A 14,717-nucleotide genomic window follows, 5' to 3' on the forward strand; every position below is an offset into this window, starting at 1 on the left:
ATCGCTTACGTGAGTTTTTCCAATGTGGTGGCCAGTTCGGCGCCGGTCATCGGCTCTCGGGCGGCCACGAAGACGGTGTCATCGCCGGCGATGGTGCCGACGACGTACGGTAGCGCCGCGCGATCGATCGCGCTGGCCAAATAGTTGGCACCGCCGGGCGGGGTGCGCAGCACCGCGAGGTTCGCGCTGGAGTCGGCCGACACCAACAGCTCGCCGAGCAACCGGGACAGCCGGGCGGTGCCGCCCGACACGCCGCGCACCGGGCTGCCGTCCTCGGGAACGATGTAGACGCCGACGCCGCCGTCGGCGCCGCGCAGCTTCACCGCGCCCAGCTCCTCCAGGTCGCGCGACAGGGTGGCCTGGGTGACCTCGATGCCCTCGCCGGCCAGCCGGGCCGCCAGTTCGCTTTGGCTGCTGATCGACGCCGACGACAGGATCGCCACGATGCGGTCCTGGCGCCCGGCCCGGGTGGTTTCGGGCGTGGTTTTCGAGCGGGTCATGACCGCCGCTCCAAAAGCCATGTCAGCAGCGCCTTTTGGGCGTGCAACCGGTTCTCGGCCTCGTCGAAGACCACGCTGGCCGGGCCGTCCATCACCTCGTCGGTGATCTCGTCGCCGCGATGAGCCGGAAGGCAGTGCAGCACAACGGCTTCCGGGTCGGCCAGCGACAGCAGGTCGGCGTTGATCTGATACGGCCGGAACGGTTTGACCCGGTCCAGGCCGTCGCCCTCCTGTCCCATCGACGTCCACGTGTCGGTGACCAGGACGTCGGCGCCGCGCGCGGCCGCCCCGGCGTCGGCGGTGACGGTGACCGAGGCGTCGGTGTCCTCGGCGCGCCGGCGGGCCGCGGCCACGAACGCCGGATCGGGGGCGAAGCCGTCCGGGGCGGCGATCGTGACGTGGATGCCGGCGGTGACCCCGCCGAGCATCAACGAGTGCGCCATGTTGTTGGCGCCGTCGCCGAGGTAGGTCATCCGCAGGCCACGCAGCGCTCCCTTGCGTTCGGCGATGGTCTGCAGGTCGGCGAGCACCTGGCAGGGGTGGAACTCGTCGGACAGCGCGTTGACCACCGGCACCGTCGCGGCCCCGGCCATCGCCTCGAGTCGCTCGTGGGCGAACGTGCGCCAGACGATGGCCTCGACGTAGCGGGACAGCACCCGCGCGGTGTCCTCCAGGGTCTCGTCGCGGCCCAGCTGGGTGCTGCGGGCGTCGACGACGACGGCGTGCCCGCCGAGCTGGGCGATGCCCACCTCGAACGAGAACCGGGTGCGGGTGGAGTTCTTGTCGAACAGGACCGCGACCCCGCGCGGCCCCTCCAGCGGGCGGGCGCTGAACGGGTCCTTCTTCAGCTCGGCGGCCAGCTGCAGCACTTCGGACTGCTCGGTGGGCGACAGGTCGTCGTCGCGCAGGAAATGCCTAACCACGTGCGGCCCCCTCGAGAATTCCCGGCAGCGCGGAAATGAACCCGTCGAGCTGGTCTTCGGTGATGATCAGCGGCGGCGCCAGCCGGATGACGTCGGGCGCGGCGGCGTTCACCAGGAACCCGGCCTCGCGCGCGGCCGCCTCGGCGTCCTTGGCCCGCGCCGCGGTGAGCACCACCCCGCACAGCAGTCCGCGCCCGCGCACGTGGTCGACGAGCGGGTGACCGAGCCCCTCGATGCCGTGCCGCAACGACTTGCCCAGCACCTCGGCGTGGCGGACCAGGTTGTCGGACGCCAGCACCCGCAGCACCGCCAGCGCCGCCGCGGTGCAGACCGGATTGCCGCCGAAGGTGCTGCCGTGCAGGCCCGGCGTCATCAGCTCGGCGGCGCGCCCGACGGCCAGGCACGCCCCGATGGGCAGGCCGCCGCCGAGCCCCTTGGCCAGCGTGACCACGTCAGGGGTGATGCCGTCATGCTGGTGGGCGAAAAACGTTCCGGTGCGGCCCATCCCGGTCTGCACCTCGTCGAGCACCAGCAGGGCGCCGTGCCGCGCGGTGACATCGCGCGCGGCGGCCAGGTATCCCTCGGGCGGGACGACGACGCCGCTCTCCCCCATGATCGGCTCCAGAAACACCGCCGCGGTGTCGTCGTCGACCGCCGCGGCCAGCGCCGCGGCGTCGCCGTACGGCACGTAGGTGACGTCGCCGGGCAGCGGGGCGAACGGCGCCCGCTTGCTCGGCTGCCCGGTCAGCGCCAGCGATCCCATCGTCCGGCCGTGGAAAGCCTCGTGCGCGGCAACCAGTTTCGTGCGGCCCGTGAGCCGGGACATTTTGAAGGCCACCTCGTTGGCCTCGGTGCCGGAGTTGCAGAAGAACACCCGCGCCGGCGTTTCCTCGGGCGCGCCCAGCAGGGCCACCAGTTCCTCGGCCAGCGCGATGCCGGGTTCGGTCGCGTACAGGTTGGACGTGTGGCCCAGCGTCGCCATCTGCCGGGTGACGGCCTCGATGATCGCGGGGTGGCGGTGGCCCAGGATGTTGACCGCGATGCCGCCCAGCAGGTCGAGGTAGCTCTTGCCGTCGACGTCGGTGACCACGGCCCCGTCGCCACTGGCCAGGGCCATCGCGGGGGTGCCGTAGTTGTTCATCATCACGGCTTCCCAGCGCCGCTTCAGGGCGTCGGTATTACTCATGCCGGTACCACCTTGGTGCCCGTGCCCGCGTCGGTGAAAAGCTCCACCAGCACACAATGTTCGACCCGGCCGTCGATGACGTGCGCACTCGGCACGCCCGCGGTCACGGCCCGCAGACACGCCTCGACCTTGGGAATCATGCCCGCCTCCAGCGTGGGTAGCAGTTGCGACAGTGTGGCCGTGTCGATTTCGCTGACCAGCGAATCGCGGTCGGGCCAACTCGTGTACAGGCCTTCGACGTCGGTGAGCATCAACAGCTTCTCGGCGTGCAGCGCGTCGGCCAGCGCCGCCGCGGCGGTGTCGGCGTTGATGTTGTGCACCACACCTTCGGCGTCCGGCGCCAGCGTCGACACCACCGGAATGCGCCGTGCGGCAATAAGATCCAGCACCGCGGCGGTATTGACCCGCTCGACGTCTCCCACCAGGCCGATGTCGGTGGCCACGCCGTCGACGGTGACGCTGCGCCGCACGGCGGTGAACAGCTGGGCGTCCTCGCCGGTGATGCCGACCGCGTACGGTCCGTGCGCGTTGATCAAGTTGACCAGCTCGCGGCCGACCTGGCCGAACAACACCATCCGCGCCACGTCGAGCACTTCCGGTGTGGTGACCCGGAATCCGCCCTTGAAGTCACCCTGGATGCCGAGCCGGCGCAGCATCGCGCTGATCTGCGGGCCGCCGCCGTGCACGACGACGGGGTGCACGCCGCAGTTGCGCAGGAACGCCATGTCGGCGGCGAATGCGTGCCGCAGCGTGTCGTCGGTCATGGCGTTGCCGCCGTACTTGATGACGACGACCTTGCCGTGCAACTGCTTGAGCCAGGGCAGCGCCTCGGCGAGCACCTGCGCCTTGACCGCGGTGGATAAGTCGCTGGCGCGGGTCATGAGCTGTAGGCCGAATTCTCTTCGACGTAACCATGGGACAGGTCGGTGGTCCGGATGGTGGCCCGTCCGTCGCCGAGCCGCAGATCGACGGCGATGTCGATGTCGGCTCCCGAGAGATCCACCTCGCGCGCCCCCGGCGCCCCCACCCCGTCGGCGAAGACCGTGGAGCCGTTGAACGACACCGTGATCCGATCGGGATCCAGGGCGATGGGCGCGATGCCGACGGCGGCGAGCACCCGGCCCCAGTTGGGGTCCGAACCGAACACCGCCGTCTTGACCAGGCTGTCGCGGGCGATGGTCCGCGCGGCGACCAGGGCGTCGTCCTCGGAGGCGGCGCCGGTGACGGTGACGTTGACGCGCTTGGTGACGCCCTCGGCGTCGGCCTGCAACTGCGCGCACAGGTCGTCGCAGACACGCAGCACGGCGTCGTCGAGGTCGCGCTGGTCCGGGGCGATCCCGCTGGCCCCGGAGGCCAGCAGCAGCACCGTGTCGTTGGTCGAGCACGCGCCGTCGATGTCGAGCCGGTCGAAGGTGCGCGCGGTGGCGTGGCGCAGCGCGGAGTCCAGTGCGGCGGCGTCGACGGCCGCGTCGGTGGTCAGCACGCAGAGCATGGTCGCCAGCGACGGCGCGAGCATGCCCGCGCCCTTGGCCATCCCGCCGATCGTCCAGCTGTCCGGGTGGTGCAGCGCAACCTGTTTGGGCACGGTGTCGGTGGTCATGATGGCCTGGGCCGCATCGTCGCCTCCGGACAGGCCGCCGGCCATGTCCTGCACGATCGCGCGCACGCCGGACAGCACCTTGTCCATCGGCAGCCGGTCGCCGATCAGCCCGGTGGAGCACACCGCGACCTCGATGGCCCCGGTCTCGGTGCCCCAGTCCGACAGCGCGGCCGCGACGGCCTCGGCCGTGGCGTGGGTGTCCTGGAACCCGCCCGGCCCGGTGCAGGCGTTGGCGCCGCCGGAGTTGAGGATCACCGCGCGCAGCGCGCCCGTGCTCAGCACCTGCTGGCTCCACAGCACCGGCGCGGCCTTGACCCTGTTGCGGGTGAACACGCCGGCGGCCGCGTAATCGGGCCCCTCGTTGAAGACCAGGGCCAGGTCGCGCTTGCCCGAGGCCTTGATGCCGGCGGCGATGCCCGCCGCCCGGAATCCGGCCGGCGCGGTGACGCCCTGCTCGCGCAGCAACCGCGGCGTCTCGGTGCGCGTCACGGCGCCACCCCGATCACCGAAAGGCCTTCCGTCTCCGGCCAACCCAGTGCCAGGTTCATCGACTGCACGGCGGCCCCGGCCGTGCCCTTGACCAGGTTGTCGATCGCGGCGATCGCCACGAATGTCTGGGCCGCCTCGTCCACCGCGACGGCGATGTGCGCCGCGTTGCTGCCGATCACCGCACCCGTGCGGGGCAGCTGACCGTCGGGCATCAGGTAGATGAAAGGCTCTGCGTCGTAAGCCTTTTCGTAGGCCTCCCGCAGCTGCGGCAACGACGCACGGGTGCGGGCGGTGCACGTGGCCAGGATCCCGCGCGACGTCGGGATCAGCACCGGGGTGAATGACACCGTCACGTCGCGGCCGGTGACGGCCCCCAGCCCCTGGGCGATCTCCGGGGTGTGCCGGTGCGCCCCGGCGATGTTGTAGGCGCGCGCCGACCCGATGACCTCGGCGCCCAGCAGGTCGGTCTTGGCCGCCCGCCCGGCCCCGGAGGTGCCGCTGACGGCGACGACCGTGACGGCGGGCTCGACGAGGTCCTCGGCCAGCGCGGGCAGCAACGCCAGCAGCGCCGCGGTCGGGTAGCAGCCGGGAACCGCGATGCGGCGCGCGCCGCGCAGCCGCTCGCGCGCGCCCGGGAGCTCCGGCAGCCCGTAGGGCCAGCTGCCGGCGTGCGGGGTGCCGTAGAACCGCTCCCACGCGGCGGCGTCGGTGAGCCGGAAGTCCGCGCCGCAGTCGATGATCACGGTGTCGGGGCCGAGCTGAGAGGCCAGCGCGGCCGAATGGCCGTGCGGCAAGCCCAGGAACACCACGTCGTGGCCCGCGAGCACGGCGGGCTCGGTCGGCTCGACGACGCGCTGGGCCAGCGGCGTCAGGTGCGGATGGTGCTCGGCGAGCGTGCTGCCGGCGCTGGCAGCGGCGGTCAGCGCGCCGATCGACAGGCGCCCCTGGGCGTAGGCCGGGTGCCCGAGCAGCAGGCGGAGGATTTCACCGCCCGCATAGCCGCTGGCACCGGCAACTGCCACCTTGATCACGTCGGCCATTTCGACGATTTTGCATGGTTATGCAGTAGTTTGCAAATCCATTCCATCAGGCGCGGAGCTCGGCGCCGACCGACTCGGCGGCCCGGCGCACGGCGGCCTCGCGGGCCGCGGTGGCGTCGTCCTCGGTCAGCGTGCGGTCCGGCGCCCGGAACCGCAGCGCGAAGGTCAGCGACTTGCGGTCCTCCCCGATCTGCGGGCCGGTGAAAACGTCGAACAGCTGCAGGTCTTCCAGCAGCTCGCCCGCGCCTTCGCGCACGGCGTCGGCCACCGCCTGAGCCGGTACGTCCGCCGGCACCACCAGGCTGACGTCCTGGAAGACGGCCGGGAACGGAGACACCCGGGGCGCGGGCAGCGCCGCGGCGAGGGGCACGGCGTCGAGATCGAGCTCGAGGGCGCAGGTGCCCTTGGGCAGCCCGGAGCGCTCGGTCACGGCCGGGTGCAGCTGGCCCGCGTACCCGACCGTCGTGTCGCCCACGAGCACCTCGGCGCAGCGGCCCGGGTGCCACGGCAGCTGCTGCGCCGCCCGCAACCGGACGTCGATGCCGGCGGCGCGGGCGATGATGCGCACCGCCTCGAACGCGTCGGCGGCCTCGGCGCGCCGGCCCGGCCCCCAGGGGCCGCGCGCTTCCCGCAGGCCGGTCAGCACCGCGGCGACGTGCTGGGGTTGGCGCGGCAACGACGCGTCGAGCGCGGCGATCTCGGCGTCGGTGGGCCGGCGGTCGACGGGGATCGGCGTCACGCCGCGGGTCTCTGCTGTCGGCTGCACCACCTGCGCAAGGGCATAGAGCGAAACGTCGACCAAACCGCGGGATACGTTGCGCACCAAGGCTTCCAGCAGCGCCGGCAGCAGGGTGGTGGCCAGGTGCGGGCGGTCGGCCTCCAGCGGGTTGAGCACGTCGGTCGTGACGCGCCGCGGATCGTCGGGCGGCAGCCCCCACAGGTCGAACGCCCCGGCGGGCAGAAAAGGCGTCGGCAGGATCTCGACGTACCCGGACTGGGCCAGCGACCTGCCGATGGCGCGGCGGCGCTGTTGCACGGCGGACAGCCCGCGGCCGGCCGGCGCCGACGGCAGCACCGACGGGATGACCTCCAGGCCCTCGAGCCGCAGCACCTCCTCGACGAGGTCGGCGGGCTGCAGCAGGTCGGGTCGCCAGCTGGGTGGGGTGACCGTCAGCGTGTCGCCGCGTTCGGCGACGCCGGCACCGATTTGGGACAGCCGCTTGGCGGCCGTGCCCGAAGCGTAGGCCACACCGGCGATGCGGCCGGGCAGGTCGGCGGCGATGTCGATCGGCGACCCGGCCCACTCGTCGCGGGGCGGGTCGCCCCGCCAATCGGTCAGCGTGTCGGACACCGCGCCGCCGGCGATCTCGGCGAGCAGCGTGGCGCAGCGGTCCAGCGCGGCAACGGAAATGGCCGGATCCACGCCCCGCTCGTAGCGGCGGGCGGCCTCGCTGGGCAGGTGCAATCTGCGCTGGGTGCGCGACACCGCGGCGGGATCCCAGACCGCGGCCTCGAGCAGCACGTCGGTGGAATCGGCGCGCACCTCGGTGCTCGCCGCGCCCATCACGCCGCCGATCGCCGTGGTCGCCGTGTCGTCGACGATCAGGACGTCGGCCGGTTCCAGTTTGCGTTCGATGTCGTCGAGGGTGACGACGGTCTCGCCGGGACGGGCGAAGCGCACGCCGAAGCCGCCGGTGATGCGGTTGCGGTCGTGGGCGTGCAGGGGGTGGCCCAGCTCGAGCATCACGTAGTTCGTGACGTCGACCGCCGGGGAGGTGGGGCGGATGCCCGAGAGCAGCAGGCGGCGCTGCAGCCACCACGGTGACACGGCAGCCGGCTCGATGCCGGTGACCGGGCGCAGCGCGAACCGCCGCACGCCGGTGTCGGGCTGCACCGTCAGCGGCCAGGCCTCCCCGTTGGCCGGCAACGGCTTGACGTCCGCGGGGTCGACGAAGTCCAGGTCGTAGGCGCAGGCGACCTCGCGCGCCAGGCCCCGCAGCGACATGCCGTAACCGCGGTCGGGGGTGATGGCCAGGTGGAAGATCACGTCGTCGAGGCCCAGCACGGCGTGGCCGTCGGCGCCGGGTTCGGCGGTGCCCGGCGGCAGCACCAGAATCCCGGAATGGTCGGCGCCCAAACCGAGTTCGGCCGCCGAGCAGATCATTCCCTCCGAGGTGCGGCCGTAGGTCTTACGCGCGGCGATGGCGAATCCGCCGGGCAGCGTGGTGCCCGGCAGCGCCGCCACCACGAGGTCACCGGCCACGAAGTTGGTTGCGCCGCAGACGATCTCGCGGTCTTTATCCTCGCCCACGTCGACGTGGCAGAACCGGATCGGCTTCTTGAAACCGGTGAGTTCCTCGATGTCGGTGACGCGGCCCACCGTAAGCGGGCCCTCGACCGGGCCGAGGGTGAGAACCTCTTCGACCTCGTGGCCGATGTCCACCAGCGCCTGCTCCAGCTCGGCGGGGGCCACGTCCCAGCCCGGCGCGCCGGCGTTCACGACCTCGCGCAGCCAGCTGTACGGAACGCGCATCAGGCACCCACCCCGAACGGCAGCGAGAACCGGACGTCGCCCTCGACCATGTCGCGCATGTCCGGAATCCCGTTGCGGAACTGCAGCGTTCGTTCCAGGCCCATGCCGAACGCGAAGCCGGAGTATTCCTCGGGGTCAATTCCGGCCGCCCGCAACACGTTTGGATGCACCATCCCGCAGCCGCCCCACTCCACCCAGCCCGGGCCGCCCTTCTTGCCGACGAACCACACGTCGACCTCCGCGGAGGGCTCGGTGAACGGAAAGAAGTGCGGGCGGATGCGGGTCCGCGCCTCGGGGCCGAACTCGGCGCGCGCGAACGCGTCGAGCGTGCCCCGCAGGTGCGCCATGGACAGGCCGCGGTCCACCGCCAGGCCCTCGACCTGGTGGAAGACCGGGGTATGAGTGGCGTCGAGCTCGTCGGTGCGGAACGTGCGGCCGATCGAGACGATGTAGACGGGCAACTCGCGGGCCAGCAGCGTGCGCACCTGCACCGGCGAGGTGTGGGTGCGCAGCAGCTGCCGAGAATCCTCGGGCGCGATGTAGAAGGTGTCCTGCTCGCTGCGCGCGGGGTGGTCGGCGGGAAAGTTGAGCGCGTCGAAGTTGAACTGTTCGCTCTCGACCTCGGGGCCGTCGGCCACTTCCCAACCCATGGCGATGAAGGTGTCGGCGACGTGTTCGGCGAGGATCGTGATCGGGTGCCGCGCCCCGGTCGGCTGCCGCGTCGACGGCAACGTGACGTCGATGCGCTCGGCGACGAGCACGGCGGCGTCGCGTTCGGCGCGCAGGGCCGCGAGGCGTTCGTCGTACCCCTGCTGGGCCTCGCCCCGCGCGGCGTTGACCCGCTTGCCGGCATCGGCGCGTTGGTCTTTGGCAACGCTCCCCAGCGCCTGGCGCGCGAGCGCCAGCGGTGAGCGGTCGCCGAGGTGCTCGGTCTTGGCGCGCGCCAGCGCGTCGAGGTCGTCGGCCCGGGTGAAGGCCTGCCGCGCGGCGTTGACCGCCGCGGTCAACGCTTCGGGCGACAGGTCGACGGGTTGCTCACCCACGCGGCGACACTCTCCTTGCTGACGAGGCTGTTAGGGCTGCCCGCATCGATGGTGCATTCCGCGCGGCACGGGACGACTGCTGATCATAGTGATCGGATCCGCGGCGCCCGGCGGGCGCTGGGCAACTGCGCGGCGGGACTCAGCCGGCGACGGCCGGCGCCGGACCGGGCAGCGTGTCGTCGCCGTCCAGCGGCGCGACCGGCAGGCCCCGGCCGGTGACGTACTTCGCCCCCGCGTAGGCGACCACGGCGCCGAGGAGACCGAACACCGGGGTCGCCGCCATGGTCCCCCAGTGGTGGGCCAGCATCAGGAAACCGAAGCCCGAGGAAGCCGCCAGCATCAGGTACCGCGCCGGTGTCCAGTGGATCGGCTGCCGGAACCGCGCCGACACGAGCACGCCCAGGATCACCGCGACGGTGTGACCGGCGTCGGTGAAGTCGCCGCCGACGATCGCCGAAGCGATGCCCGCCGCCACCCACCAGCCGACCCAGGCGGCCCGCCAGCGCGACGGGATCACCGCCGTCATCGCGCCGAGCACCGCCAGCGCGCCGTAGCTCATCCCGACGTCGCTCGCCCGGGTGATCGACACGGGCAGCCAGCCGAATTCGACCGCCCCGGCCAGGGCGGCGGCCACCAGCAGCGTCGCGCCGATGTGGCCGACGAGAAACGCCACCACCAGCCGGATGGTGCGCAAATGCAGCTCCGCCAGCGCCAGCAGGCAGGTCAGGAAGGGCAGCCAGAAGTAGAGCGGCCCGGCGTCGACGACCAGCGCGCTGCCCAGCAGCGTGCCGAGGTGCCCGTGGGCCAGGTTGTGCAGGTTGGTGCTGGCGCGGGCGACGATGACGTCATGTGCGTCCGGGCCGAGCACCAGGATGGCGCAGCTGATGGCAAGCAGCAGCGCCGCATACCCCACGGTGAATTGGACCCGGGCGAGCCGGGACACGATGCCCCCTAGCATTGGCACCCATTATGGCTGCGGTTTTGTTTCGGCTGTGTCATCAGAGCCTGACAACTCCCTAAAAGTCTTGAGGCGATATATCGCCAAATCGGCGGGCAGGCCGGCGGGCTTCGGCCCGAAAACCGGTTTGCGGGTCCGCTTGGCCTCGACGCCCAATGCGTCCAACTCGCTTTGCGGTATGAGATCCAACGTTGAACTCGACACCATGATTCCACCTTTGGTGGCCCGTTCCATAACTCGTGCGGCGATATTCACATCCACGCCGAGCCAATCCGAGGCCAGCCGCTGCGGTCGTCCGGTGTGGATCCCCACGCGCATCCGCGGTGTGTAGCCCTCCACCTCGACCGATCCGACCGCCTCCTTGGCGGCCAACACGGCCCGCACGGCGACCGTCGGATCGCCGAACACGGCCATGAGTCCGTCACCCATGCGTTTGACGATGTGCCCGCCGGCGTCGAGCAGCGGCGGCTCGAGGGCCCGCGCCACCTGACGCAACAGCGCCAGCGCCGCGTCGTCGCCGGCCCGCAGGGACCACGTCGAAAACCCGACCAGGTCGGTGAAGACCAACGTCACCTCCGGATTGGCCGGCCGGCGGGAAACGCCTTCGGTCAGCGCCTGCCACACCTGCAGCACCCCGAGGCTGACCTCACGCGACACCGCGTCGCGGTCCCCCAGCAGCCGGTCGGCCGCGCGCGCCGCGGCGCGCGGACCGCCGTCGCCGGCCGTGGACAACGGATCGCCGAACTCGGGGTCCCCCGGCAACAGCCGGCGTGCCCGCCGGACCAGGGCGACCGCCCCGGGGCTGTGATTGCGGCCGTGCAGCCATTGGGTCGCGTTGTGCACCGACAGCGGCGTGCGCCGCGAAGCGGAGTGCGCCGCGCGGGATTCGTCGGGCTCGCCCGGCTTCAGATCGCGACGCGCGAGTTCCACCTGGCCAGGTTATTTGGTTTCGTCAGAGGCAGGCAACGACGGCCCCGGCGGGTGTGTCACAAGTCGCACCTCACCGCCTGATCACGGTGGCGGCACACCGGTGTGGAACCTCGATAACAGCTGCGGGGACACATCACCGAAATCGTAGACAACACTCGTTGTCAAAAGTTATCGTGAGGCCAATCGGTGCAGGAGGCCGCGATGACTGCCAGATCGACTACCCCCGCTGATCCGCTCGGACCAGATTCTTTGACCTGGAAGTATTTTGGCGATCTGCGCACCGGAATGATGGGCGTGTGGATCGGTGCGATCCAGAACATGTACCCCGAACTGGGCGCCGCCGTCGAGGAGCATTCGATCCTGCTGCGCGAGCCGCTGCAGCGGGTGGCCCGGTCGGTCTACCCGATCATGGGCGTGGTCTACGACGGCGACCGCGCGGCCCAGACCGGGCAGCAGATCAAGGGCTACCACCGCACGATCAAGGGCGTCGACGCCGAGGGCCGCCGCTATCACGCGCTCGACCCCGACACCTTCTACTGGGCGCACGCCACGTTTTTCATGCTGATCGTCAAGGTGGCCGAGTACTTCTGCGGCGGCCTGACCGAGGCCGAGAAGCGGCAGCTGTTCGACGAGCACGTGCAGTGGTACCGGATGTACGGGATGAGCATGCGGCCGGTGCCCGGGTCGTGGGACGAATTCCAGGAGTACTGGGAGCGGGTCGGTCGCGAGGAGCTGGAGATCAACCAGGCGGTCCTCGACATCTTCGACATCCGCATTCCCAAACCCAGGTTCGTGCTGATGCCGACACCGATCTGGGACCAGATCTTCAAACCGCTGGTGGCCGGGCAGCGCTGGATCGCGGCCGGGCTGTTCGAGCCCGCGGTCCGCGAAAAAGCCGGTATGCGTTGGACTCCGGGTGACGAGGTGTTGCTGCGATTGTTCGGCAAGATCGTCGAACTCGCGTTCCTGGCGGTGCCCGACGAGATCCGGCTGCACCCGCGCGCGCTGGCCGCCTACCGCCGCGCCGAGGGACGGCTGCCCAGCGACGCGCCGCTGGTCGAGGCCCCGCCGTTCATGGCGCCGCCGCGCGACCGCCGCGGGCTGCCGATGCACTACTTCCCGCCGCCGCCCAAGTTGCCGTTCGACCCCGCCCTGCAACCCGCCCGGGCGCTGCTGGAGCGGGCCGGATCGCTGGTGCACACGACGTTGTCGCTGGCCGGCCTGCGCGCCGGGCGGGGCCGCCCGAAGCGCGCGGTCAAGGCCGCGTAGGCAGCTTCAGGGCCCGCGCGCTCTGGTACAGACAGATGGCCGCGGCCGACGCCACATTCAGGCTCTCGGCGCCGCCGGACATCGGGATGCGCAGCCGGTGGTCGGCCGCCGACGCGATTTCGCTTGGCAGGCCGTGGGATTCGGGCCCGAACAGCCACGCCGTCGGCCTGCCCAGCAGTTCGCCGGCCTCGTCCAGCCGTCGCTCACCGTCCACGGTGGTGGCGAGCGCCTGCAGACCCGCGGCACGCACCGCGTCCACGGCGGCGAGGGCGTCCGGCGCGACGACGACAGGGACGCAGAAGATGCTGCCGGCCGAGGCGCGCAGGCATTTGCCGTTGTACGGATCGACGCTGTGGCCGCCGAGGATCACGCCCGCCGCGCCCATCGCGTCCGCGAGGCGGATCAGGGTGCCGGCATTGCCGGGCTCGCCGATCTCGACGGCCACCGCGAGCAGCTGCGGCGCGCCCGCCAGCACGTCGTCGAGGCGGGTCGCCGGCATGTCGCACACCGCGACCAGCCCCGCCGGGGTGACCGTGTCGGAGAGCGCCTTCGCGGCGCGCTCGGTGACCGGGTGGACCGGGCAGTCCAGCCCCGCCAGCAACGACGCATGGCGCTGCTCGGCGACCTCGGTGACAAAGACGTCGCGGACCAGGCCGCGACGCGAGGCCGCCTCGACCAGGTTCGGGCCTTCGGCGAGGAAACGCCCCGCCCGACGGCGCCCGACGTGGCGATGCAGTTTGACCGCCGCGGCGACCCTGGCCGAACGTTCGGTCAGCACCTGCCGGTCGGGCATCTTCGGTCGGGCCGGTTAGGCGGCTTCTCCCGAATCCGAGGGGGCGTTGACGTCCTCGGGCAGCGCCGCGCGGGCGATGTCGACCAGCGCGGTGAAGGCGGCCGGGTCCGCGACCGCGATGTCGGCCAGGTTCTTGCGGTCCACCTCCACGCCGGCGGCCTTGAGGCCCTGGATCAGCCGGTTGTAGGTGATGTCGTTGGCGCGCGCCGCCGCGTTGATCCGCGAGATCCACAGCTTGCGGAACTCGCCCTTGCGCGCGCGGCGGTCGCGATAGGCGTACTGCAGCGAATGCAGCTGCTGCTCTTTGGCTTTGCGGTAGAGCCGGGATCGCTGGCCGCGATAGCCCTTCGAGGCCTTGAGAATGCTGCGCCTCTTCTTGTGGGCGTTGACCGCCCGCTTCACGCGTGCCATTGGATGTTCCTACTCTCGTTCATGCGTAGTGGGTCGATAAATGGGTTCGCCGTGCCAGCTCGCGATGCGGGTCTGGCCGGCGTGGTGATCAGCCGTTCAGCAGCCGATTGATCCGCTGGGCGTCGTTGGCGGCCACCACGGTGCGGCCGTCGAGCCGCCGGGTCCGTTTCGTCGGCTTGTGCTCGAGCAGGTGCCGGCGGTTGGCCTTCTGCCGGACGATCTTGCCGGTTCCGGTGCGCCGGAAGCGCTTTGACGCCCCGCTATGGGTCTTGGCTTTGGGCATGTTTCCTCTGGTTCTCGCTCGGTTCTCGTTATTAGGTCAGTTCGACTAGGTCAGTTCGACGACGGTTCGGCGTCGGCGGCGTCGGAATCCGGTGCCGCTGCGCCCCCCACCTCTTCGGGGTGCCGCGCCCTGGCGCGGGTCTTCGCGCCGCGGTGCGGCGCCAGCACCATCGTCATGTTGCGGCCGTCCTGCTTGGCCGACGTCTCCACGAAACCGTATTCGGCGACGTCCGCGCCCAGGCGCTGCAGCAACCGATAGCCCAGCTCGGGCCGCGACTGCTCACGTCCGCGGAACATGATCGTGACCTTCACCTTCGATCCCGCCTCCAGGAAGCGGATGACGTGGCCCTTTTTGGTCTCGTAGTCGTGATCGTCGATCTTGGGTCGCAGCTTTTGTTCCTTGACGACGGTCTGCTGCTGGTTGCGGCGGGATTCGCGCGCCTTTTGCGCCGCTTCGTATTTGAACTTGCCGTAGTCCATGATCTTGCAGACCGGCGGCCTGGCGTTCGGGGCAACTTCGACAAGGTCCAGATCGGCGTCCGCAGCGACGCGCAGTGCGTCTTCGATGCGCACTATGCCTACCTGCTCTCCCCCTGGGCCAATCAATCGGACTTCAGGTACGCGGATGCGCTCGTTGACGCGGGTCTCAGTGCTGATGGGGCCTCCCTTGTTGGGCTTCTCTATGTCCTGCGGTGACGACCGTTGCCTGGGTTCGTCGGGAAGCAGCGGCGGAAACACCACACCACGAGCAAAAAAGCCC

Annotated in this window: 14 protein-coding genes and 1 pseudogene; 1 reads left to right on the forward strand and 14 read right to left on the reverse strand. The window is 71.0% G+C overall.

All coding sequences use genetic code 11. The features are described 5' to 3' along the window. Positions 1-5 precede the first annotated feature (5 nt). The 10 genes and pseudogenes from P6281_RS14800 to P6281_RS14845 all read right to left on the reverse strand — a co-directional run bounded on the left by P6281_RS14800 (position 6) and on the right by P6281_RS14845 (position 11,202). Positions 6-500, reverse strand: coding sequence for an arginine repressor (locus P6281_RS14800; protein WP_009954337.1), 495 nt, complete (start codon positions 498-500; stop codon positions 6-8). Next, positions 497-1,423: an ornithine carbamoyltransferase gene (gene argF / locus P6281_RS14805; protein ID WP_014385094.1), complete on the reverse strand. Its 927-nt coding sequence runs from the start codon at positions 1,421-1,423 to the stop codon at positions 497-499. The genes P6281_RS14800 and argF overlap by 4 nt, the downstream gene beginning before the upstream one ends. Continuing rightward, the gene (locus tag P6281_RS14810; RefSeq protein ID WP_014385095.1) at positions 1,416-2,609 is read right to left on the reverse strand and encodes an acetylornithine transaminase; all 1,194 of its coding nucleotides are present in this window, start codon (positions 2,607-2,609) and stop codon (positions 1,416-1,418) included. The genes argF and P6281_RS14810 overlap by 8 nt, the downstream gene beginning before the upstream one ends. Continuing rightward, a complete protein-coding gene (gene argB, locus P6281_RS14815) occupies positions 2,606-3,490 on the reverse strand; it encodes an acetylglutamate kinase (protein ID WP_014385096.1) in 885 nt (294 codons plus the stop codon). The genes P6281_RS14810 and argB overlap by 4 nt, the downstream gene beginning before the upstream one ends. Continuing rightward, entirely contained in the window at positions 3,487-4,698 is a 1,212-nt protein-coding gene (gene argJ, locus P6281_RS14820; protein WP_009954341.1) for a bifunctional glutamate N-acetyltransferase/amino-acid acetyltransferase ArgJ, read from the reverse strand. The genes argB and argJ overlap by 4 nt, the downstream gene beginning before the upstream one ends. Continuing rightward, a pseudogene (gene argC, locus P6281_RS14825) lies at positions 4,695-5,754 on the reverse strand (N-acetyl-gamma-glutamyl-phosphate reductase). The gene argJ and the pseudogene argC overlap by 4 nt, the downstream one beginning before the upstream one ends. 30 nt (positions 5,755-5,784) lie before the next feature. Next, positions 5,785-8,271: a phenylalanine--tRNA ligase subunit beta gene (gene pheT, locus P6281_RS14830; RefSeq protein WP_014380326.1), complete on the reverse strand. Its 2,487-nt coding sequence runs from the start codon at positions 8,269-8,271 to the stop codon at positions 5,785-5,787. Then, positions 8,271-9,314 carry a phenylalanine--tRNA ligase subunit alpha gene (pheS, locus tag P6281_RS14835; protein WP_014380327.1) on the reverse strand — a complete coding sequence of 348 codons (1,044 nt, stop codon included), beginning with the start codon at positions 9,312-9,314 and terminating at the stop codon, positions 8,271-8,273. The genes pheT and pheS overlap by 1 nt, the downstream gene beginning before the upstream one ends. 139 nt (positions 9,315-9,453) lie before the next feature. Further along, on the reverse strand, positions 9,454-10,272 hold the full coding sequence (locus P6281_RS14840) for a rhomboid-like protein (protein ID WP_020188598.1): 819 nt from the start codon (positions 10,270-10,272) through the stop codon (positions 9,454-9,456). Between the two features lie 9 nt (positions 10,273-10,281). Beyond that, complete coding sequence (locus P6281_RS14845; protein WP_014380329.1) at positions 10,282-11,202, reverse strand: adenylate/guanylate cyclase domain-containing protein; 921 nt, start codon at positions 11,200-11,202, stop codon at positions 10,282-10,284. A 201-nt stretch (positions 11,203-11,403) separates the two neighbouring features. Here P6281_RS14845 and P6281_RS14850 point away from each other — a divergent pair, with 201 nt between their 5' ends. Further along, the gene (locus tag P6281_RS14850) at positions 11,404-12,471 is read left to right on the forward strand and encodes an oxygenase MpaB family protein (RefSeq protein ID WP_008257632.1); all 1,068 of its coding nucleotides are present in this window, start codon (positions 11,404-11,406) and stop codon (positions 12,469-12,471) included. Here P6281_RS14850 and P6281_RS14855 read toward each other — a convergent pair. From P6281_RS14855 to infC, 4 genes are all read right to left on the reverse strand, one after another. Next, positions 12,458-13,249, reverse strand: coding sequence for a TrmH family RNA methyltransferase (locus P6281_RS14855; protein ID WP_085978378.1), 792 nt, complete (start codon positions 13,247-13,249; stop codon positions 12,458-12,460). The two genes, P6281_RS14850 and P6281_RS14855, sit on opposite strands and share 14 nt — an antisense overlap. A gap of 30 nt (positions 13,250-13,279) precedes the next feature. Continuing rightward, on the reverse strand, positions 13,280-13,675 hold the full coding sequence (gene rplT, locus P6281_RS14860) for a 50S ribosomal protein L20 (RefSeq protein WP_008257634.1): 396 nt from the start codon (positions 13,673-13,675) through the stop codon (positions 13,280-13,282). Between the two features lie 88 nt (positions 13,676-13,763). Beyond that, complete coding sequence (gene rpmI, locus P6281_RS14865) at positions 13,764-13,958, reverse strand: 50S ribosomal protein L35 (protein WP_008257635.1); 195 nt, start codon at positions 13,956-13,958, stop codon at positions 13,764-13,766. A 50-nt stretch (positions 13,959-14,008) separates the two neighbouring features. Next, positions 14,009-14,614, reverse strand: coding sequence for a translation initiation factor IF-3 (gene infC, locus P6281_RS14870; RefSeq protein WP_026071357.1), 606 nt, complete (start codon positions 14,612-14,614; stop codon positions 14,009-14,011). Positions 14,615-14,717 lie beyond the last annotated feature (103 nt).

The sequence above is a fragment of the Mycobacterium sp. 5-140-3-2 genome (assembly GCF_035666375.1).
In the GTDB taxonomy this organism is placed as follows: Bacteria; Actinomycetota; Actinomycetes; order Mycobacteriales; family Mycobacteriaceae; genus Mycobacterium; species Mycobacterium intracellulare.